Raw genomic sequence first — 16,650 nt, 5'->3', positions numbered from 1 at the left:
CAAGAGCCGCGCGGATCAACGCCCGCAGGCTTGCGCCTGTGCGCGGTCCTGCTAGAAGCGGCCAAACGTCGCAAAAAGGGGACTGTCATGGGCTTTAAGATGGGAATCGTGGGGCTGCCCAATGTGGGCAAATCGACCCTGTTCAACGCATTGACTAAAACCGCTGCGGCGCAGGCGGCGAACTTTCCGTTCTGCACCATCGAGCCCAATGTGGGCGAGGTGGCGGTGCCCGATGCGCGTCTGGACAAGCTGGCCGAGATTGCCGCGTCCAAATCCATCATCCCCACACGCATGACATTTGTGGATATTGCGGGCCTCGTCAAAGGTGCGTCCAAGGGCGAAGGGCTGGGCAACCAGTTCCTTGCCAACATCCGCGAGGTGGACGCGATTGCCCATGTGCTGCGCTGTTTCGAAGACGGCGACGTGACCCATGTGGAAGGGCGCGTTGATCCCGTGGCCGATGCCGAGACCATCGAAACTGAATTGATGCTAGCCGATATCGAAAGCATCGAAAAGCGCCTGCAAAACATCGTGCGCAAGGTGCGCGGTGGCGACAAAGAGGCCGTGCAGCAAGAACGCCTGATGCGCGCTGCACTGGCTGCGTTGGAAGATGGCCGTCCCGCCCGCTTGGTCGAGGTGGACGACGACGACCGCAAGGCGTGGAACATGCTGCAACTGCTGACCACCAAGCCGGTGCTGTATGTCTGCAACGTGGGCGAATCCGAAGCCTCCGACGGCAACGCGCATTCGGCGGCTGTCGGTGAAATGGCCGCAGCGCAAGGCAACGCCCATGTCATTATCTCGGCCCAGATCGAGGAAGAAATCAGCCAGTTGGAGGCTGACGAGGCGCAGATGTTCCTTGAGGAAATGGGTCTGGCCGAAGCGGGTCTGGATCGCCTGATCCGCGCGGGCTATGAGCTGCTGCACCTTGAGACCTATTTCACCGTCGGCCCCAAAGAGGCGCGCGCTTGGACGATTCCCGCTGGCACGTCGGCCCCCAAGGCTGCGGGCGTGATCCACGGTGACTTCGAAAAAGGGTTCATCCGCGCCGAAACCATCGCCTATGACGACTTTGTCACGCTGGGCGGCGAAGGCCCCGCGAAAGAGGCGGGCAAGATGCGCGCCGAGGGCAAAGGTTACACGGTTAAGGACGGCGACGTTCTGCACTTCCTGTTCAACACGTGAAGCGCGCACTGCGATCTGGCGCATTCGGCGCACTGCTGGCGGGGTTTGCCCTGCTGGCAGGTGTCGCACAGGCCGCGGATTTTGTCGGCAGCCGCGCGCGTTCCAGCGTGCAGATGGTGGAACGCGATGTTGCCTCACCCCGCATCGGGGGACGCGAGTTGCTGGCGATCTTCCGGCGTGCGGCAGCGGCGCAAGGCCTGCAGATGGCGCCCGAGTTCAGCTATTCCAACAGCTACGGCCTTGAGGGGCTGTCCCAGCAATTCACCACCCCGACGGGTCGGGGCGGGCGTCTGGATGTGCTGGCCAGCACCCCCGCGACCAAACGGCAGAAACAGGTGATTACGATGAACCTGACCCTGACCAAACCGCGTACTCTGTCGCCCGACGAGGCCGCGATGATCGAAACGACCATGCGCACAGCCGTCAACGCACTGCCCGCATTCCAGATCAAACGCATCAAGAAGTAGGGCCTGCGCACGCGGTGTATGGCGACGGCGCAAGAGGTCACAATCTCTGCGTTTCTGGTCTTGCCCTCCTGAAACCACATCGTTAGACGGGTCAGCGGAGACGTGGCCGAGTGGTCGAAGGCGCTCCCCTGCTAAGGGAGTAGGCCCGGAAGGGTCTCGAGGGTTCGAATCCCTTCGTCTCCGCCACCGCGCCTTGATATCATATTGATTTTTATGAAAAATACCAGCAATCACGCAAATCGTTCCCACATTTGTTCCCACATCGCGCTTCCGCTCAGATTGTGCCGTTTCAATCTAAATCAGACGTATTTCCGGTAATCAGCTTGCGTTGTTCATCCCGACTAATTTGGCCGTAACTGCGCAAAGTGGTCAATACATCCGTGTGCCCAAGGTTCTGAGACGTGGCGACCAATTCTGCTACAGATGTGCAATGTTTGGCCGCATGGCGGGCCAGCATGTGACGAAAGGCGTGTGGGCCATAGTTGGGAACGCCTACAGCCTCATACGCTATGCGAACGATTTTACGCACGGGTTCGGTAGTTTTCCAATGTTCGCGCGTAAATCCGTTTGCTGCGAAACCTGAATTTGACTTTGCAGTTATCGCGGTTGCTGGGAACAAAGGATCATCGGGACCGTACAAGGCTACCTCATCGCAATAGGTCATCCATTCCGTAAGGGCGGTTTCTGCGTCATCAAATCCTTTTGCAAAGAAAGTGTCGATGACCTTGCCAAACTTGGTTGCCACTTCGCGCGGGTTTTGGGTGACGGACTGTTCCTGCAAATCAATGTGTTTGATCTTGAGCGATACCAAAGCCGCGACACGAACGCCTGTTAGGCAAAGAAGGGCAAAGACAGCCTTGTCGCGTTTTTGTTGTGGTGTGGCGCTGGGCATAAGGTCAAGGGCGCGCTTGGCTTGGTTTATGCTGGGTGCAGGACGTGGCGGGGACGCGCGGGCCTCTGCTTCATCCCGACGCGATAGATTGAAATAATCTGCGTCCGCTGCTTTGATACGACTGCGAAACCCGTCTTGCTGAGAAAGCCACAAGATAAATTCCCGCAAGGTCGCCAATACAGACCGCATTGTCGATTTGCCCAAAGGCTTTCCAGTATTCGTCTTGCTTTGTTCCAAGTGGGTGCGGAACCCCATCGCCTGCTCAATATGAAAGCGGGCGAAGTCCTTTCGCCCGTTCCAGACGTCAAACCGTTCAAGGGCTGCGATTTCACGATCCAGCGTCTTGTCCGAAAGCTGGCGGGCAAACTTGCGATATTCCAGAAAGCGGCGTTTCAGGCGTTCGTTCTTCTCGTTGGGGCGTTTGGTCATGGTAGGCTCCTAAGCTTGGGGGCAATTTTGGGACGGGGAGTTTTGGCGGACCAGCATGGTATCTGGCAGTACAATTCCGAGTTTTTGGTAATCAGAGAACACCCGCCATTCCGGCATTACCCGCAATAGGGTCGGTATGCTCAATAGAAGGTTCAAAACAGTGCGTAGCGGGTGACTTTTGAAGGCAACGCAGGGCAGTGGTGGAATGGGAAGTACAGGGGGGCTTATGTCCACCATTATAATGTCGCTTCCGCCCGCTTTATTGTGAGGTCCAGTTTGGAACGGACTTCTTGAAGGCGGGCCAAGGATATTGGCTTGCACACGATGCCTTCACAGACGTCACACAGGGCGGTGAGCATGGCTTTGTTGCCTTCAATTTTGCAATCCGCCATCTCGCCTGCAGGGCGACGGCCCTTTCTGCAACGCAGGCAATAAAACTCACATAGATCAGTTTTAACCTTGCGGCCTTCGCGCTGGGCGGTGATGTGACTGCGCAGGTCATCGCCGCGAATGAGGGGCGGGTATGACGCGTCCAACAGGGGCAACCCATCCCGTGTCCAGTTCCCAATGGTGCGGGTGGAAACGCCGACAAGTGTCGCCGCCTCCGCTTTTGTGTAGCAATGATAAGACTTGATACCACTCAGGCGGGCTTGCTTTGGCACGGCGACCTACTCCGCACCCGTTTGGTATGACGCAAGCCATTCGTGGATGGCCTCAATCTTGATCAGGCGGCGCGTGCCAATCTTAATGCTTTTCAGATCACCTTTGGCCAAGGCGGCGTAGAGGCTTGTCCGTCCGATGCCTGCAAGGCGTGCAGCTTCATCAGGTGATACGGCAATAGGGGTTGTGGGTTGGTTGTTTTGTTTCGAAGTTGTCATCGTTCATACTCCATCATTTGACGATGGGTGAACTTTGGCGGACGTAAGGTGGATCAAAACAGATCGTGAGTTATGATCCAGTTATGATCCACTTTCGACTTCGGACACGTATCTCTTAACTGTCGATAACGATGGGCATTTTATGTCTGGAAATTGGATTTGGAACTCAGCTTGAAGCGCCTTGGCTTCGGTATTTCGTCCCTGCAACGTGCGGCCTTGGCTGGCCCGAAGTGCGATTAAATCACTTAGCGGCTTTCTGTAATCATTGGGCCGCCCACCAGTGCGTTGTTCAGGAACCCCCGCGATAGCGCGAAGGTCAGCGACTATGACGAGTTTTCCGGCTATAGGGTCAAAGCTGAGGACGTCGTGCAGTTGTGCCGTTGCATAGGGACGCACCGATAATGTGCCGTTTGAGGTTAGAACCACGCCAGAGGGTGATTTCATTTCACCTGCTAAGGCTGCTTGCAATTCCCTTATATCCTGCGCGTCCTGCAGGGTGGGATGCAGGTACAGCACGACGTCACCTATAGGGCTATCAATGGCCCCAATTCGCCATGTGTCCTTGTCTACGGGCAATGATTTGCGCCTCTTGCAAGCTAGGGCATCTGCAATCTGCGCAGCGAAAGCGCCTAGGTTCGGTTGTATCGCGATAAGCTCGGCGCGGGGTTTTGATATGAAGCCAAGATCAGGGCAATAATACCCATATTGCGAACCCTCATATGAAATCTTTGCATCGTGGGGGTATTCGCATTCATCACAAATCACGGATGATACAACGCCAGTTTCTTCGATCAGCCCTGATTTGATCAGGTCGTCATAGGCTGGGAAAGATGAATACTCGACGCTTCGAACGCGCCCGCGCTGGGCCAGCAGCGTGGCAAAAAGATCTACAGCATTCAATTATACCGCCTCGGTCACATCAAACGGTTCTGGCGGCGGTGCGATCAGTTTCCATCGATCCAAGAGTGCCATGACAAACTGGCGCTCTGCTTCGGTTTTGTTTGGAATGGTGGTGGTGTTAGGGCTGCGCAATGTCACTGTCAAAGTCTTGGCCCGCTTACCGTCGTCGGGCGTCTGCATGATCCGAAGTGTTGCCCCAATGATCGTCCAGCCCGTTGCGTGAATGGGGGATTTCCCACCAAACTGGCGCTCAAGGAATTGGTAAATGGTTTCGTCATCCCCGCGATGTTCAAACCGCGCAAAGCCGCCGCCAACAGAATAAAATTCAAGGGACGAAACTTCGACATTTGCAACACGGTCCGCAGGTTCTGTGGGAAAGCTAGGATGTGAGCGCAGGTTGGCTAATAGCACATCCCGCCGTGGCGTCTCAACGGGTGGGGCTGATTGAGGCGCAAAGTGCTTTGAAAACGATGACGCGTATTCATCGCGCATTTTCTTGCCGCCACGCGCGCAGATTTCCACAATCCGCTCTTTGGCATTGCAGGCGATCCCGACTTCCACAACCCTTTGGACGATTTGCCGCTCCAACCCTTCCGATGGCCCAAACGTCAATTCACTTTCCGCACTGGCCTCAACATAGATAGTCGCCTGTAGAATTTCTGTTTCTTCCCCTGTGATAGGGTGGACGCGGATTGAAGTGTACCAATCTGCTTCGCGTTTGCGGTGTTCTGGCAATTCAAGAATAGCGATTGCATCAGCGACAAAGCCTGCACGGGCTATGTCATCGCCCAGCGCCCAAGGTTTTCCGTCGTCCTCGAATTGAAAGGCGGACCAGTTCTTGCCACCCGTGCGCTGCATCAGGGACGCCTGTACGGCCACGCGTTCAAGTATCTTGGGATGGTCTGTGGCCAGCATGAGCAACACGTCTTGAATGCCCTGCAATCCCTCGAGATCAATGCGCTGGGCGCTGCATATCTGTTCCGCTGCGGTCATGGTCTGCGGGGTGGCCAAGCTGGCAAGGTGGTCCAGTTCCGCTTTGACGCGATCTTGGGCAGTCTCGGCCAACTCGGCAATGAGGCCGTTAATGTCATTCACAAGCGCAGTTCCGCGCCCTTCACTTTGCCAATTAAAGTCATCGGGGGCATTTACCCCTTTTGCGTTTAGAAACGACACCAAACGTGCGTCGGGAGATTTACGGATAAAGCCGCTGAATGAAGCCATATTTTGTGCCCATAATTGCTGTATAGGCTATATGTGGTGTTCACGGACGCGTGATACAAGTCTTGATTGAGAAAAATACCCACTCACTACCGATTTCGCGTTTTGCTATCTGCCTGTTACTCGGTTGGTAAGAGGGCGTCTTTGACGATATCTTGAATGCTCATTCCAGAGAGTTGGGTTTCAAACCGCACATCAATTCCGCTAGTTTTCAGCCCAAAATATGACTCCGCGTGTCTAATTTTTTGGGCCTCAAGCTCCGCCAAATCAATTGCAGTCTTTCCCTTTGTCTCAACAACAAGCCCTAACTGGGACCGACCATCTGTAGATTTCAGAACGTAGGCAAAGTCAGGCGAGTATGAGCCTCCTCCGATCAAGGGTATGCGGATTGAATTTTTGGGAATCTTAGAGTAAACAATGACTTCTAGAATGTCGGTGCGAATGTTTTCCAACTCTAATTGGCCATCGTAGTAGGCATCTTCGAATAGGTAGCTCTTAGGCGTATCACCTGCATCATGTAAAACGCCGACATTGCCGCTTTCAATTTCAGCCTTTGGCTGGCCGTCTGAAACCGTCAGTGCGGTTGGGTGTACCTTGTTGCTTGTTTCGCGATAGCCCACTTTGAATTCACTGAAGACTTTCTGCAGCAAATAATCGTTGAAACCTTTGTGCATTTTCCGAATAGTTGTTTGGCTCAAGTAGGCATTGATATCAAAATCCGCTTGGACAGCCGAAAAAGCTTTGTGTAAGCCCGCAATGCTCAAGGTAACCTTTTCAGACAACGCCTCAAGAAACGCTTTGTAGCTCATCAAGCTTAACGAAGTGAATTGGGTTTCAGATACCGAACTCTGCGTTCCGACCTGTTGCCCCAACTTCTTGATAGTGATGATTTCTGTTTTCGCGCCTGTAAGCACATAGTCCCCGACATGGGCCTTCAGATACTCTAGGAACAATTCAGACAACTTTTCTGGGCTGTCGAATTGATACTCCAGAACCACCTTACGGTTGAGTTTTTCCCATAATTCTTTCAGCTCTGCATATTGCCCAGCGCGGATCGTGGTTTTGGGTTTATCGCCGCCCTTCGTTACCTTGCCCTTTTTCAGCCCAGCGTCAAAGGCATCAGCATAGTCAGCCCTTAGCGTGTCATATCCACCATCTTTGAACTTTTGCGAGATAGAGATAATACCCGCACCGACAAGCGCCTCTAAAAGTTCATCCTCATCGTTGTTGAACTGGGGGTATTGCTTCAGCAATCGTTCTTTCAAAGCAACATCAAGCTTGTTCATATCAAACACTTCGCTCGACTTGCTGTTGATTTCAGAAACCAAGCGTTCGACAAAATCGCTTTCTGTGAAATCAACAAAGTAGTTGAGATAGTAAGTCTTGCTCTTATCCCGCGTCATATACTCATTGACTGGTAAACGGAGACCACGGCCTACTTCTTGTAGCTTGGACGTTTCAGACCCACTGGACCTTAGCTTACAGATTGTGAAAACATTGGGATTGTCCCAGCCTTCGCGCAGTGTCCACTTGGAAAAGATGAAACGTCGTGGGTTGGCAAAATCCAGCAAACGCTCTTTTTCGTGCAAAATTTCCAGCGTCTCTTTTTCAATCGCTTCGTCTTTGTCGGAGTTGTCCTTTGAGAAATATCCACCATGCAGCGCCGCAATATCTGCCAATGCAGTCTCTAGGTGGGCAACATAGGCAATATCCGTTTCAACGACTAGCAAAGCCTCAATATGCGCCTTCACCATCGCTTCAAAGTGCAAACGCATGGCACCATCTTTGTCGCGATAGCTGTCGATATTATCAATGAAGAACAGCGTAAGCGGCTTGATCCGTGGACTGGCCAAGAACAGATCGCGTTCGTTTTTAAAATGCACTTGGATAGCATTTTGCATCATCTTGTCACTTAGGCTTTCAGCATAGCTGAACGGGTTGATCTTTGACCCCTTCGACAGCTCCAGCCCGTTCGAAAGGACCAATTTGGACTTGTTCATTGCAGCAACAGTTAAGCCGTACATTTCAGCATGAATGGTTTCAAAACTCTGCCCTTTGCCCAGCGCGTGCTTTGTTTTACGGCCAGCATCGTCCAGTTCAAACTTGGCTTCATCGCCTGTCAAATCTGTCAGTTTAAGCGTGACGTCGTTACCTTCATCAAACCGTTCAACATGGGCCACAATGCCTTTGACCAAATCGTCATTGAAGGCTTCAACAGCGGTCAGCTCATTGGCCATATTAATCAAGTCGCCGTCAAAGGTTGCGCCATATCGTAAGGTGAACTGCGGCTTGAAGCGCATCATCTCTTTGTAGGTTTTGTTCCCACGGCGAAACATATGCGGCTCGTCCACGATCAGAACAGGGTTGGTGTGCGCGATACCCGCAAAGGGCTGGTTAAATTCATCCCAGAGAGCCACGTCAAACATCTTGCTCATCGTCTTGGATGTGATCATTCCCGCATTGATTACCATCACATGGATAGCCTTTGTGTTCATCGCGATGTCTGCGCGACAAAAATCGGCAATCGCCTGGGGCATGTGGTCTTTCTTGGCTTTGCTGCCCTTTTGGCTTTGAACCTCATAGACCTTGATATCCCGACCAAACTCATCGCGAAAATGTTCACGCACAGCGTCGGACTTCAAAAAGCCAACCGTGCCTGCTTTGATCGCCACGCGGGGGACGGCCACGATGAACTTGGCAATTCCTCTCTGCCTGTTCAGTTCGAACATGGTTTTGGTGTAGGCATAAGTTTTGCCTGTGCCCGTTTCCATCGAGATATCGAAAACCTGTTCGCTTGTGTCGATGGTGTAGGCTTGGCTAAAGCCGCGTTCCTTGCGAAGACCCTCCAGATTGCTACGCAATAGCGCTTCTTGCCCTTGCAGACCCAGAACGGGGTTCTGTGAGCCGCGCTGGGCCGGTGCAATACCAACCCCATCAAACGCGCTTAGGACGCCCTGTACGGCGCGGGTTTGGTGGGGCAGGTCTTTTTCAAATACAAATCCCATGATTAAAACCGCTGGATGAAGTCGAGCTGCAGGTGCTTACGGTTGGGGGCATTCACGGCCTCTGAGAACTCGCGCAATTGTTTGTCGTTGAACCTGTAGTGGAACACGACAATCTTGCGCGGGGTGAAGGTGGGGTCATCGTCAATGCGGGCCAGTAGGGCTGCGATGTGTTTGATGTTCAAACTACGGTCCACAAAATAGAGCTTATCGCCGCCCTGATAGGCGGTATAGCCGTCCAGATCGACGGGGATCAGATCTTGATGTAGGGGTAGGCCGTCATATGCTTTCCATGTTGTCAGTAGGGCCGCGATGGCGTCATCATCTAGCGCCATGCCGTTGAAAGGCACATAATCCTCTAACGTTGCGGCATCATCGAGATAGCCCCTAAACTGGTCCTCATTGGCGGGGATGGTTTTGAACTCCTTAAAGCCAAAGTCACACGTGGCGTCTGGGTGATCCTCTTTGATTTTGGCCGCTGCGCGTTTGATCCGTTCGCGGGTGATGTCAAAGATGGTGTCATAGCCCGCCTTGCGCGCCTCTGACTTTTCACCCGTGGGTTCATCGAGTTGAACAGAGATGTGTTTGCGGTTGCCCCCGTCTTGGGCATTGAGGGCCATGACGGCGTGGGCGGTTGAGCCAGAGCCCGAGAAGAAGTCTAGAACCAAGGCGTCGTTGTTCGCGCCCATCGTTGTGAGAATTGAGATTAGATGAACTGGTTTTGGAGTTTCAAAAACTGCTTTTTCATCAAATAATTCTTTGAGTAATTTCTTTGAAATTTCGGTTGTTGAGGCTTCATCTGCAAAGATAATGGTTTCCGGCGTCAGACCTCTGTCTTTGGAGTTCAAATATGTCTTGACGCGTGGCACTCCGTTTCCGGTCTTTCCGAACCAGATTTTCCCTTGCGCAATTTCTTCTTCCATCACCTCTTTGGTAAATAGCCAACACCGACCACTTTCCAGCTCATGGATTTTGCCGTTTGGTGCAACCAACTCATAGAATTGTGTCGCGGTTCCGTGTCCCGCCTGCGCCGTAGCAGGATCGGATTTCCAATCTCCTCTTGGATCATCGTCGGGGTTTTTATAATTCGCGAGCGCCTTTGGTGACATTGGAAGTTGTCGAATGACCTTTTGTCCATCGTTGGTCGCGCGATAGGTCATGATTACATCATGGCGCGTTGATACTTGTTTTCTATTTTCGCGATTTGTTCGCTTTTCCCAAATAAAGCTTGCGACGAAATTCTCTTCTCCAAACACCTCATCGCACAACAGCTTCAATTGTGCCTGCTCATTGTCATCAATGGAAATGAAGATCACCCCATCTTCACGCAACAATTCCCGCGCCACATAGAGGCGGGGATACATAAATGTCAGCCATGCGGAATGGGAGTTACTGGACGATTGCGTAAAGTCCAGAATGCGCTGGGCCTCGTCCTCGTCAACCCCTGCCAGCCGCTGCAACTCCGCAACCGTGAACTTGCGCGTGTCGTTATACACAAACCCGTCCGACCCCGTGTTATAGGGCGGGTCGATGTAGATCATCTTCACCTTTTCAGCATAGGCATTGCAGAGGTGTTTCAGCACATCCAAGTTGTCCCCTTGGATCAATAGGTTCTCGGACTCCGCATTTTCTGGCAACGTGTTGTGTTCGGCATTGGGGGACAGCAACGTCTCAGTTTTTAGGTTGGCCAGCAACCGCGCATAGGACTTGCCCAGCCAGTCTAGCTTGTACCCCTCGCGGGTAATATCCCCCCCGCTGGCCCGCACGATGTCTTCCAGCTTGTCAGGGCGAAAACGGCCATCCTTGTCAAAGCAGGACGGAAACTGGAGCTTGAGCGCTGCCAACTGTTCGGAGTTGGCCGTGATGTCTTTGTTTTTTTTAATTTCGTCTTGCACTATAGGGTCCGATGTCTGCCAAGGGTGGATTGTTCGCCCCGTTAAACAGGATCAGACCCGTTCAGGAAAGTGCAATCACGTTCGCGCCCAAGTTTTCGGGGGTGGCCGCATTGGCCCAAGCCTGCATCAAGTCGTGGCGTTTGTCGAAAAGGTCGGATCGCGCATAGGCGGCTTCGGCCTTGTCCTTAATCCCGTGGGCCAGCGCCGCTTCGATAACTTCGCGCGGAAAACTGGTGGTTTCGCCCGCCCAGTCACGAAAGGTGGACCGAAACCCGTGAACGGTAATGTTGTTGTATTCCATGCGGCGCAAAAGGGCGGTCATGCTCATATCTGAAATAGGCTTGCCTGCTTTCGTTTCGCTACCAAAGACAATGTCTATGTCCTGTCCCCGTGGTCCAAGTTGAGCAATGGTGGCGGGCGTTAGTGGAACGCGGTGTTCTTTGCCTGCTTTCATGCGCTGGGCAGGGATGGTCCAGATGCCGTTTTCCAAGTCGATTTCTGCCCACGTCATGCCACGGGTTTCGCCCGACCGTGCCGCCGTTAAGATTGTAAACGTCAACGCCCGTGCCGAAACGCCTTTGCGGCTTGATAGCGCGGCCATAAAGTCTGCAATGTCTGCATGGGGCAAGGCAGGGTGGTGTTGCACCGCGCGCACCTTTGTGGGCTTTGGCAATAGATTGTCTAAATGCCCGCGCCAGCGTGCAGGGTTGTCCCCTTCGCGGATGCCCAGCGCGGACGCATAGTCTAAAACCGCTTCGATCCTTTGACGAACGCGATTGGCCGTTTCAGGTTTTTGGGACCATATCGGTTTGAGCGCCCCAACCACGTCTGCAGTCGCAATCTTTGTGACTTGCATTGGACCAAGCGTGGGGAAGACATAGGCCTCCAGCGTAGACGCCCACTGGGCGGCATGTTTCGCGTTCTTCCATCCAGACCGTTTGCTTTCGATCAATTCAAGCGCGGCGTCTTTGAACGTCTTTGGTTGGGCTTGGCGGCGTTTGGCAATCGGGTCGTCCCCGTCCAAAATCATACGTCTTGCGTCGGTCGCCTTTTGTCGTGCCATTGCCAAAGTCACATCGGGATAAGCGCCCAAGCCAAGATCATGGCGTCGCCCCTGCACTTGATATCTAAGCACCCATGACCGCGCCAAGGTGGGTTTCACATACAGGAAAAGCCCGCGCCCGTCGCCGTGGCGTCCAACCCCTGCCGTTTCCACCTTGCGCGCGCTGAGCTTCATGTCGTTCCCACACCTGTTCCCACACTTAAGTTAGATTTAAGATGAACGGGTCCGAACGTCAATGCGCGTATGTGGATTTAAAGCATTGAAGTTAAACAGTTTAGATGAACCTTGGCGAATGTGAGCGAACCCTCAAAGACAGGGGGCATACGGACTTCGTCTCCGCCATAATTTGGCTAACCCGCTGACCGGCCTTCAGTTTACCTTGGGCGAAACTGGTAAATGTGCCCTTGGTCAGAGAATTCTCCCTAACAATCGAAGCCCACTCACGTGTTCCTATTTGGACCGCACGCTGCAGCCTGTTGCGTTGTGGCCGGAACTGTCTACGCGCTGGAGGGATCTCCAATCTATACAGCACGCGCTGACCACTACGATGGAACAATTCCCGCTTAGGTCCGTTTTTCCTACAGAAACAACTTTGGAGGAAGCCATGAGTGACGACAAAAAGCACCCGAAGAACGACGAAAAGGGCAAGCGCCGTCCTGATAAGGAGGATGAGCTGCATCGTCCCGAAGCGACGTTGGGCGAGGCCCCTGCAGGGGGGCCGAATGCGCAGGAGCGTTCGCGTTTGGCGGACTGACGTCTGTGAGAAACAATATGCCCCGCACCCGGTGCGGGGCATATTTTTTGCCCTGTGGGTTTATGCGACGTCTTGCCAGCCGGGGACGAACTGCCGCCAATCGGGGGTGCTACCAGCGGCGTAGTCCATTCCGATTTTTACCCAGTCGATGTCACCGCCGCGGAGCGACGATGTATCGCTATGCCCGCCGTAGTGAATAACCCTCTGACCCTCTTCGAAGTTAGCCAACGACTGTTCCCATCTTTCACCTTCCCAATGCAGGGCCATGCGTCGGTGCAGGGGCTCGTATTCTGCGGTGAACAACGTGCCGAACCCCTCGGCATAGCAGTCCTGTTTTAGTGGCGATTGCTGGAACCGGCCTGCCAGCGTCGCGGGCGCGACGGGGTCGGACAAAAGCGCGTTCAGGTGGTCCCTACGCTCGAACGTCTTGGTGAATGCGCCGCGGTCCGGTGCGCTGCCGTCATTCTGGTGGTTCGTTGCCACCGCGCGCGGCTGTACCTTGGCACCGCCGCCTGCGTAGATTTCCACGCTGGCCCGCGCGCCTGACGCGTCCGCGACGACGATGTTATAGGGCATGTGGGACGGCACGCGTTGCAGCACGCGCAAGGCTTGACCGACCGTTTCGCACGTCTCTAAAACATAGCGCAGGATGGTGGTGATCCCGAAACCGCGGCCCACTTCCTGCCGACCGCCATAGGCCAACGCGATGCTGAGGCCCGCGTCGTTGATGCCGTCGGACAGGCCCCACAAAAACTCGACCATGCCCATGACGGGGCGACCGGTCCATGCGGTGTGCAGCAACAGCCCCTCGTTCAGATCGGGGGACAGGTCGTAGTTTCGTACCAGCCGGATATCGTCCTTTGAAACCGCACAGGCCAGCGAGCATCCCCCGAGATAGCTGGGCGGGCACCATGTGGAGAGGAACCGCGCCGCACGGTCGGAACCGCCCGCCACCTTGACCAAGGCGGCGTGTACCGGAACCAGTTCGGGCATGTATTCCTGCAATGCGGCCTCACAGGCGGCACGGTCTGGGCCAGTGTCGCCGCCATTGCCGACAAACCACGCCTCGTAAGCGGGCCATGATCGCGCCCAGCGGGCCGCCCATTTCGGGCCGGGGGTGGCTTCGGATACCGCGTCGAAGGTTAGGGAATGGGTCATATCATGCGCCTTTCGCAGATGTTTCGAGGAAGAACCGGACCATTTCGGCGCTCGCATCGGGGCCGCTGGTGTCGGTGTAGGAACCTGCCGAGTTGCCGCCGGACCATGCATGGCCCAAGCCGTTGATGCGCCAGTGTTCGACCAGTGCCGCGCCGGTGGGCGACAGCACGGTTGTGCGAGTGTAGCCGCGCCCTTTTACGGTTGCGGCGTCGATGATCTCGGTCCCGCCCGCGTGTGCGTCTTCTGCGATGCGCTGGCCGTTTGACGCATGAACAGTGCTGTCCGCCGTGCCGTGGAAGACGATTGTCGGCACGGGCCGCGCCGCGACCGAGGGCGCGCCGGAGACGCCCGCGCCCATGACTGCAAATGCCGAGGGCATGTCGCGGGCGGATTTGTAGGGCAGGCCGGAATGCGCGCCGACGGCTGCAAAGACATCGGGATAGGTGCGTCCCAGAATGACGGCCATGGCGGCACCGGCGGATAATCCGGCGACAAAGGTGCGTTTCGCGGAAATGCCGAATTCCTGCTGAAGCTGTTGCGTCAATCCGGCGAGGATTGCAGGCTCCCCCTTGCTGCGGTGTTGATCCGTGGGGCCGAACCAGTTCCAGCATGATTGCATATTCGCGCCACGCGATTGCGCGGGGTAGACGACGATCAGGTTATCCTGCTCTGCCAGCCGGTTCATGTCGGTGCCATTCGCGAAATCCACTGGCGACTGCTTGCACCCGTGCAGCATCATGAGGAGGCCGCTGGGCTGTTCGGATCGCGGCGTAGGGATGTAGAGCCTGTAATCGCGGCTGCCTGCCGTGGTCGAGAATGTGCCCCCGTCAAAGCGCGCGCCAACGGGGAGGGGCGGTTCTGTCGAGTAGGGGCCGGGGTTGGGCATCTTAGCGGCCAGACCTGCGAGTGTTTCGCGCACTCCGCTGCGCAGTGACGGTTGCGTTATTCTCGGCGCTGATGTTCGCGGCGCGCCGGACTGTAGGCCTGTGCCATTCAGTGCCGACTGGATCATTTCCGTGGCAGCAACAGGGTTACCCGCGCGCACAAGTTTATTGGCTCGGCGCATGGCCGAGGTGAAATCGTCTTTCATCATTTTTATCCTTGGTATGTGGGCGTTAGCTGATGCGGCTGGCGAGTGCTTTCTTGACCTCGGCGCTGGCCTGTAGGGTGCCGAGCACATTGATGGACCCGATCGTCGCAAGGGCGAGTTCCGGCGTCACGTCACCGGCGATCCGCGCAAGGCCGACGACCTTGATATGCAGGACTTCATTCGCGGCTTTCACGGCTTCCAAGTCGGCAGCGGAATAGTCGCACAGGCCAAGCTCCATCGTGTGCCGGTCGATGGAGCGCGTGACCGTGTCGGATTGATTTTCCAACTGGTTGCGGATCGCGGTGCGGATGAAATCGCTGCGGTTGGAATAGAAACCCTCCTGCACCAGCAGGTCGATGCGGCCAAGGTCCACAAAGCCGAGGTTGATCGTGATCTTTTCATTCTCTGGGAACTTGTCCCTGATCTGTCTGACATTGCTCATCGCGGACTCTCCATCTGTATGGATGGTATATGGATGTTAATGGGCTGGGTGCAAGGGGTCTATCGATGCGGACCCTTGAGGAAGGCGATTTTGGCGTGTTGAGCAGACGAAGGGGTAAGCGTGGCAGGGGGGATGAAGAGTGTTTGGGGCGCCTCGTCCGTTCAGACCGGCCTTGGCGTTGCTGTCCGGTTCTGGCCTGCTAGGCGACGCCTTTGCCACCAGCGTTGTATTTCCGGCGTTCAACGGCTATATGACAGGTACGAAGTTACGGTCTTCTGCGGCACAGGCGCATCTGCTCTGCCAGAGCGGACCATAACCCTTCATCATAAAAAATTCAGCTGTCACGTCCCTTTGCGGGGATTTGATGTTTGGGAAGGTTGCCGATGATTTCGCGCACGACCGGTACCATCGTGACAATCGCCCGCCGTTCGGGGGGCAGGGCAGGCCGATGGTTTGTCCGCTGACCCCACGCGGTTTCGCCCGACGGCTCTGCCTTTGCGAGGCCGTGCTTGGCCACATGCTGACGAAAAACGACGAGTCGATCGACCTGCCAGCACGGCGGGCAGTCAATGCCGCGCGCCTTGGATCATGGCGACCAAAACAGGGCAGGGGCGCAAGATCGGGCCAGTAAAGACCAGAACATAAATAGAAACAATAAAACGGCGATTTTGCCGTCAAAGGATAGAAAATGACATTTCCCGAATGGACAAAACCCGCGGCATACGGCGCTGTAATTGGCGCAGTCGCTGTCTCTCTTCTCGGCTTTACTTGGGGTGGGTGGACCACCTCTGGCGATGCACGCGACATGGCGGACAGCTTTGCCGAAGACAGCGTCACCTTGGCCATGGTGCCGGTGTGTCTGGACCTTGCGAAAGCGGATGCCGACCGCAGCGCGAAAATGACCTCCATCCGGAACGCATCAAGCATCCAGCGGCGCAACGCGATGATGGATACAGGTTGGGCCACCTTGCCGGGTACCGAAGCGCCGAGCCGCGATCTCGCGGATGCCTGTCTTGAGGGGCTTGAGTTGAATGAATCGTAAATCACACCTCAGCAAGGTACGCGCGCCTTATGCAATCGCCGCGTCTGGCCCCGCGCAGTCACGGACAATCATCGCGTTATTGGTTGGTTCGGTCTTGGCGGTTTTGCTTCTGGCGCTGCCCGCCTTGGCCAGTGTTGGTCCATTCCCGATGCCCAACTGACAGGATGAGTTCCTAACCGGCCGCGAACTGGCGCACATCCTGCCCTCGTACGCTGCGCATTACCAAATTCCGAGA

The 16,650-nt window shown here is 55.2% G+C and carries 15 protein-coding genes and 1 tRNA gene; 5 read left to right on the top strand and 11 right to left on the bottom strand.

From position 1 onward, the window contains the following. Positions 1–87: 87 nt before the first annotated feature. The 3 genes from ychF (at position 88) to AC6GQJ_RS06685 (ending at position 1,838) form a co-directional block, all read left to right on the top strand. A complete protein-coding gene (ychF, locus tag AC6GQJ_RS06695; protein ID WP_500773012.1) occupies positions 88–1,185 on the top strand; it encodes a redox-regulated ATPase YchF in 1,098 nt (365 codons plus the stop codon). Continuing rightward, positions 1,182–1,652: a hypothetical protein gene (locus tag AC6GQJ_RS06690; protein WP_500773010.1), complete on the top strand. Its 471-nt coding sequence runs from the start codon at positions 1,182–1,184 to the stop codon at positions 1,650–1,652. The genes ychF and AC6GQJ_RS06690 overlap by 4 nt, the downstream gene beginning before the upstream one ends. A gap of 96 nt (positions 1,653–1,748) precedes the next feature. After that, positions 1,749–1,838, top strand: a tRNA-Ser gene (locus AC6GQJ_RS06685). Positions 1,839–1,941: 103 nt separating this feature from the next. Here AC6GQJ_RS06685 and AC6GQJ_RS06680 read toward each other — a convergent pair. The 8 genes from AC6GQJ_RS06680 to AC6GQJ_RS06645 all read right to left on the bottom strand — a co-directional run bounded on the left by AC6GQJ_RS06680 (position 1,942) and on the right by AC6GQJ_RS06645 (position 12,103). After that, positions 1,942–2,973, bottom strand: a complete 1,032-nt coding sequence (locus AC6GQJ_RS06680) for a tyrosine-type recombinase/integrase (protein ID WP_500773008.1) — start codon at positions 2,971–2,973, stop codon at positions 1,942–1,944. Between the two features lie 236 nt (positions 2,974–3,209). Continuing rightward, the gene (locus AC6GQJ_RS06675; protein WP_500773006.1) at positions 3,210–3,635 is read right to left on the bottom strand and encodes a hypothetical protein; all 426 of its coding nucleotides are present in this window, start codon (positions 3,633–3,635) and stop codon (positions 3,210–3,212) included. 6 nt (positions 3,636–3,641) lie between these two features. Then, positions 3,642–3,851 (bottom strand): helix-turn-helix domain-containing protein, encoded by a 210-nt coding sequence (locus AC6GQJ_RS06670; protein WP_500773004.1) that lies wholly within the window; start codon positions 3,849–3,851, stop codon positions 3,642–3,644. Between the two features lie 81 nt (positions 3,852–3,932). Continuing rightward, positions 3,933–4,751, bottom strand: a complete 819-nt coding sequence (locus AC6GQJ_RS06665; RefSeq protein ID WP_500773002.1) for a hypothetical protein — start codon at positions 4,749–4,751, stop codon at positions 3,933–3,935. Then, positions 4,752–5,972, bottom strand: coding sequence for a hypothetical protein (locus tag AC6GQJ_RS06660; RefSeq protein ID WP_500773000.1), 1,221 nt, complete (start codon positions 5,970–5,972; stop codon positions 4,752–4,754). A 116-nt stretch (positions 5,973–6,088) separates the two neighbouring features. Then, positions 6,089–8,974 (bottom strand): type III restriction-modification system endonuclease, encoded by a 2,886-nt coding sequence (locus tag AC6GQJ_RS06655; protein WP_500772998.1) that lies wholly within the window; start codon positions 8,972–8,974, stop codon positions 6,089–6,091. A gap of 2 nt (positions 8,975–8,976) precedes the next feature. Continuing rightward, positions 8,977–10,866 carry a site-specific DNA-methyltransferase gene (locus AC6GQJ_RS06650; RefSeq protein WP_500772996.1) on the bottom strand — a complete coding sequence of 630 codons (1,890 nt, stop codon included), beginning with the start codon at positions 10,864–10,866 and terminating at the stop codon, positions 8,977–8,979. Between the two features lie 61 nt (positions 10,867–10,927). Continuing rightward, on the bottom strand, positions 10,928–12,103 hold the full coding sequence (locus tag AC6GQJ_RS06645) for a tyrosine-type recombinase/integrase (RefSeq protein ID WP_500772994.1): 1,176 nt from the start codon (positions 12,101–12,103) through the stop codon (positions 10,928–10,930). Positions 12,104–12,533: 430 nt separating this feature from the next. Between AC6GQJ_RS06645 and AC6GQJ_RS06640 the strand changes: the two genes are divergently transcribed. Further along, entirely contained in the window at positions 12,534–12,683 is a 150-nt protein-coding gene (locus tag AC6GQJ_RS06640) for a hypothetical protein (protein WP_500772992.1), read from the top strand. 60 nt (positions 12,684–12,743) lie between these two features. Here AC6GQJ_RS06640 and AC6GQJ_RS06635 read toward each other — a convergent pair whose 3' ends face one another. From AC6GQJ_RS06635 to AC6GQJ_RS06625, 3 genes are read right to left on the bottom strand one after another with little or no spacing between them, the layout of a single operon-like run. After that, positions 12,744–13,841, bottom strand: a complete 1,098-nt coding sequence (locus AC6GQJ_RS06635; RefSeq protein ID WP_500772990.1) for a C45 family autoproteolytic acyltransferase/hydrolase — start codon at positions 13,839–13,841, stop codon at positions 12,744–12,746. A 1-nt stretch (position 13,842) separates the two neighbouring features. Next, positions 13,843–14,931 carry an extracellular catalytic domain type 1 short-chain-length polyhydroxyalkanoate depolymerase gene (locus tag AC6GQJ_RS06630; RefSeq protein WP_500773835.1) on the bottom strand — a complete coding sequence of 363 codons (1,089 nt, stop codon included), beginning with the start codon at positions 14,929–14,931 and terminating at the stop codon, positions 13,843–13,845. A gap of 25 nt (positions 14,932–14,956) precedes the next feature. Further along, positions 14,957–15,373, bottom strand: a complete 417-nt coding sequence (locus AC6GQJ_RS06625; protein ID WP_500772988.1) for a ribbon-helix-helix domain-containing protein — start codon at positions 15,371–15,373, stop codon at positions 14,957–14,959. 688 nt (positions 15,374–16,061) lie between these two features. Here AC6GQJ_RS06625 and AC6GQJ_RS06620 point away from each other — a divergent pair. Further along, complete coding sequence (locus AC6GQJ_RS06620) at positions 16,062–16,415, top strand: hypothetical protein (RefSeq protein WP_500772986.1); 354 nt, start codon at positions 16,062–16,064, stop codon at positions 16,413–16,415. Positions 16,416–16,650 lie beyond the last annotated feature (235 nt).

It is taken from the genome of Tateyamaria sp. 7Alg 36 (genome assembly GCF_059882455.1).
This window is presented reverse-complemented; position numbering and strand designations above follow the sequence as displayed.

Excerpts from the sequence above, each read along its gene's own strand:
- ychF (WP_500773012.1), top strand. The coding sequence starts at position 88 with ATGGGCTTTAAGATGGGAATCGTGGGGCTGCCCAATGTGGGCAAATCG.
- AC6GQJ_RS06680 (WP_500773008.1), bottom strand. The coding sequence starts at position 2,973 with ATGACCAAACGCCCCAACGAGAAGAACGAACGCCTGAAACGCCGCTTT.
- AC6GQJ_RS06670 (WP_500773004.1), bottom strand. The coding sequence starts at position 3,851 with ATGACAACTTCGAAACAAAACAACCAACCCACAACCCCTATTGCCGTA.
- AC6GQJ_RS06660 (WP_500773000.1), bottom strand. The coding sequence starts at position 5,972 with ATGGCTTCATTCAGCGGCTTTATCCGTAAATCTCCCGACGCACGTTTG.
- AC6GQJ_RS06655 (WP_500772998.1), bottom strand. The coding sequence starts at position 8,974 with ATGGGATTTGTATTTGAAAAAGACCTGCCCCACCAAACCCGCGCCGTA.
- AC6GQJ_RS06645 (WP_500772994.1), bottom strand. The coding sequence starts at position 12,103 with ATGAAGCTCAGCGCGCGCAAGGTGGAAACGGCAGGGGTTGGACGCCAC.
- AC6GQJ_RS06640 (WP_500772992.1), top strand. The coding sequence starts at position 12,534 with ATGAGTGACGACAAAAAGCACCCGAAGAACGACGAAAAGGGCAAGCGC.
- AC6GQJ_RS06635 (WP_500772990.1), bottom strand. The coding sequence starts at position 13,841 with ATGACCCATTCCCTAACCTTCGACGCGGTATCCGAAGCCACCCCCGGC.
- AC6GQJ_RS06630 (WP_500773835.1), bottom strand. The coding sequence starts at position 14,931 with ATGAAAGACGATTTCACCTCGGCCATGCGCCGAGCCAATAAACTTGTG.
- AC6GQJ_RS06625 (WP_500772988.1), bottom strand. The coding sequence starts at position 15,373 with ATGAGCAATGTCAGACAGATCAGGGACAAGTTCCCAGAGAATGAAAAG.
- AC6GQJ_RS06620 (WP_500772986.1), top strand. The coding sequence starts at position 16,062 with ATGACATTTCCCGAATGGACAAAACCCGCGGCATACGGCGCTGTAATT.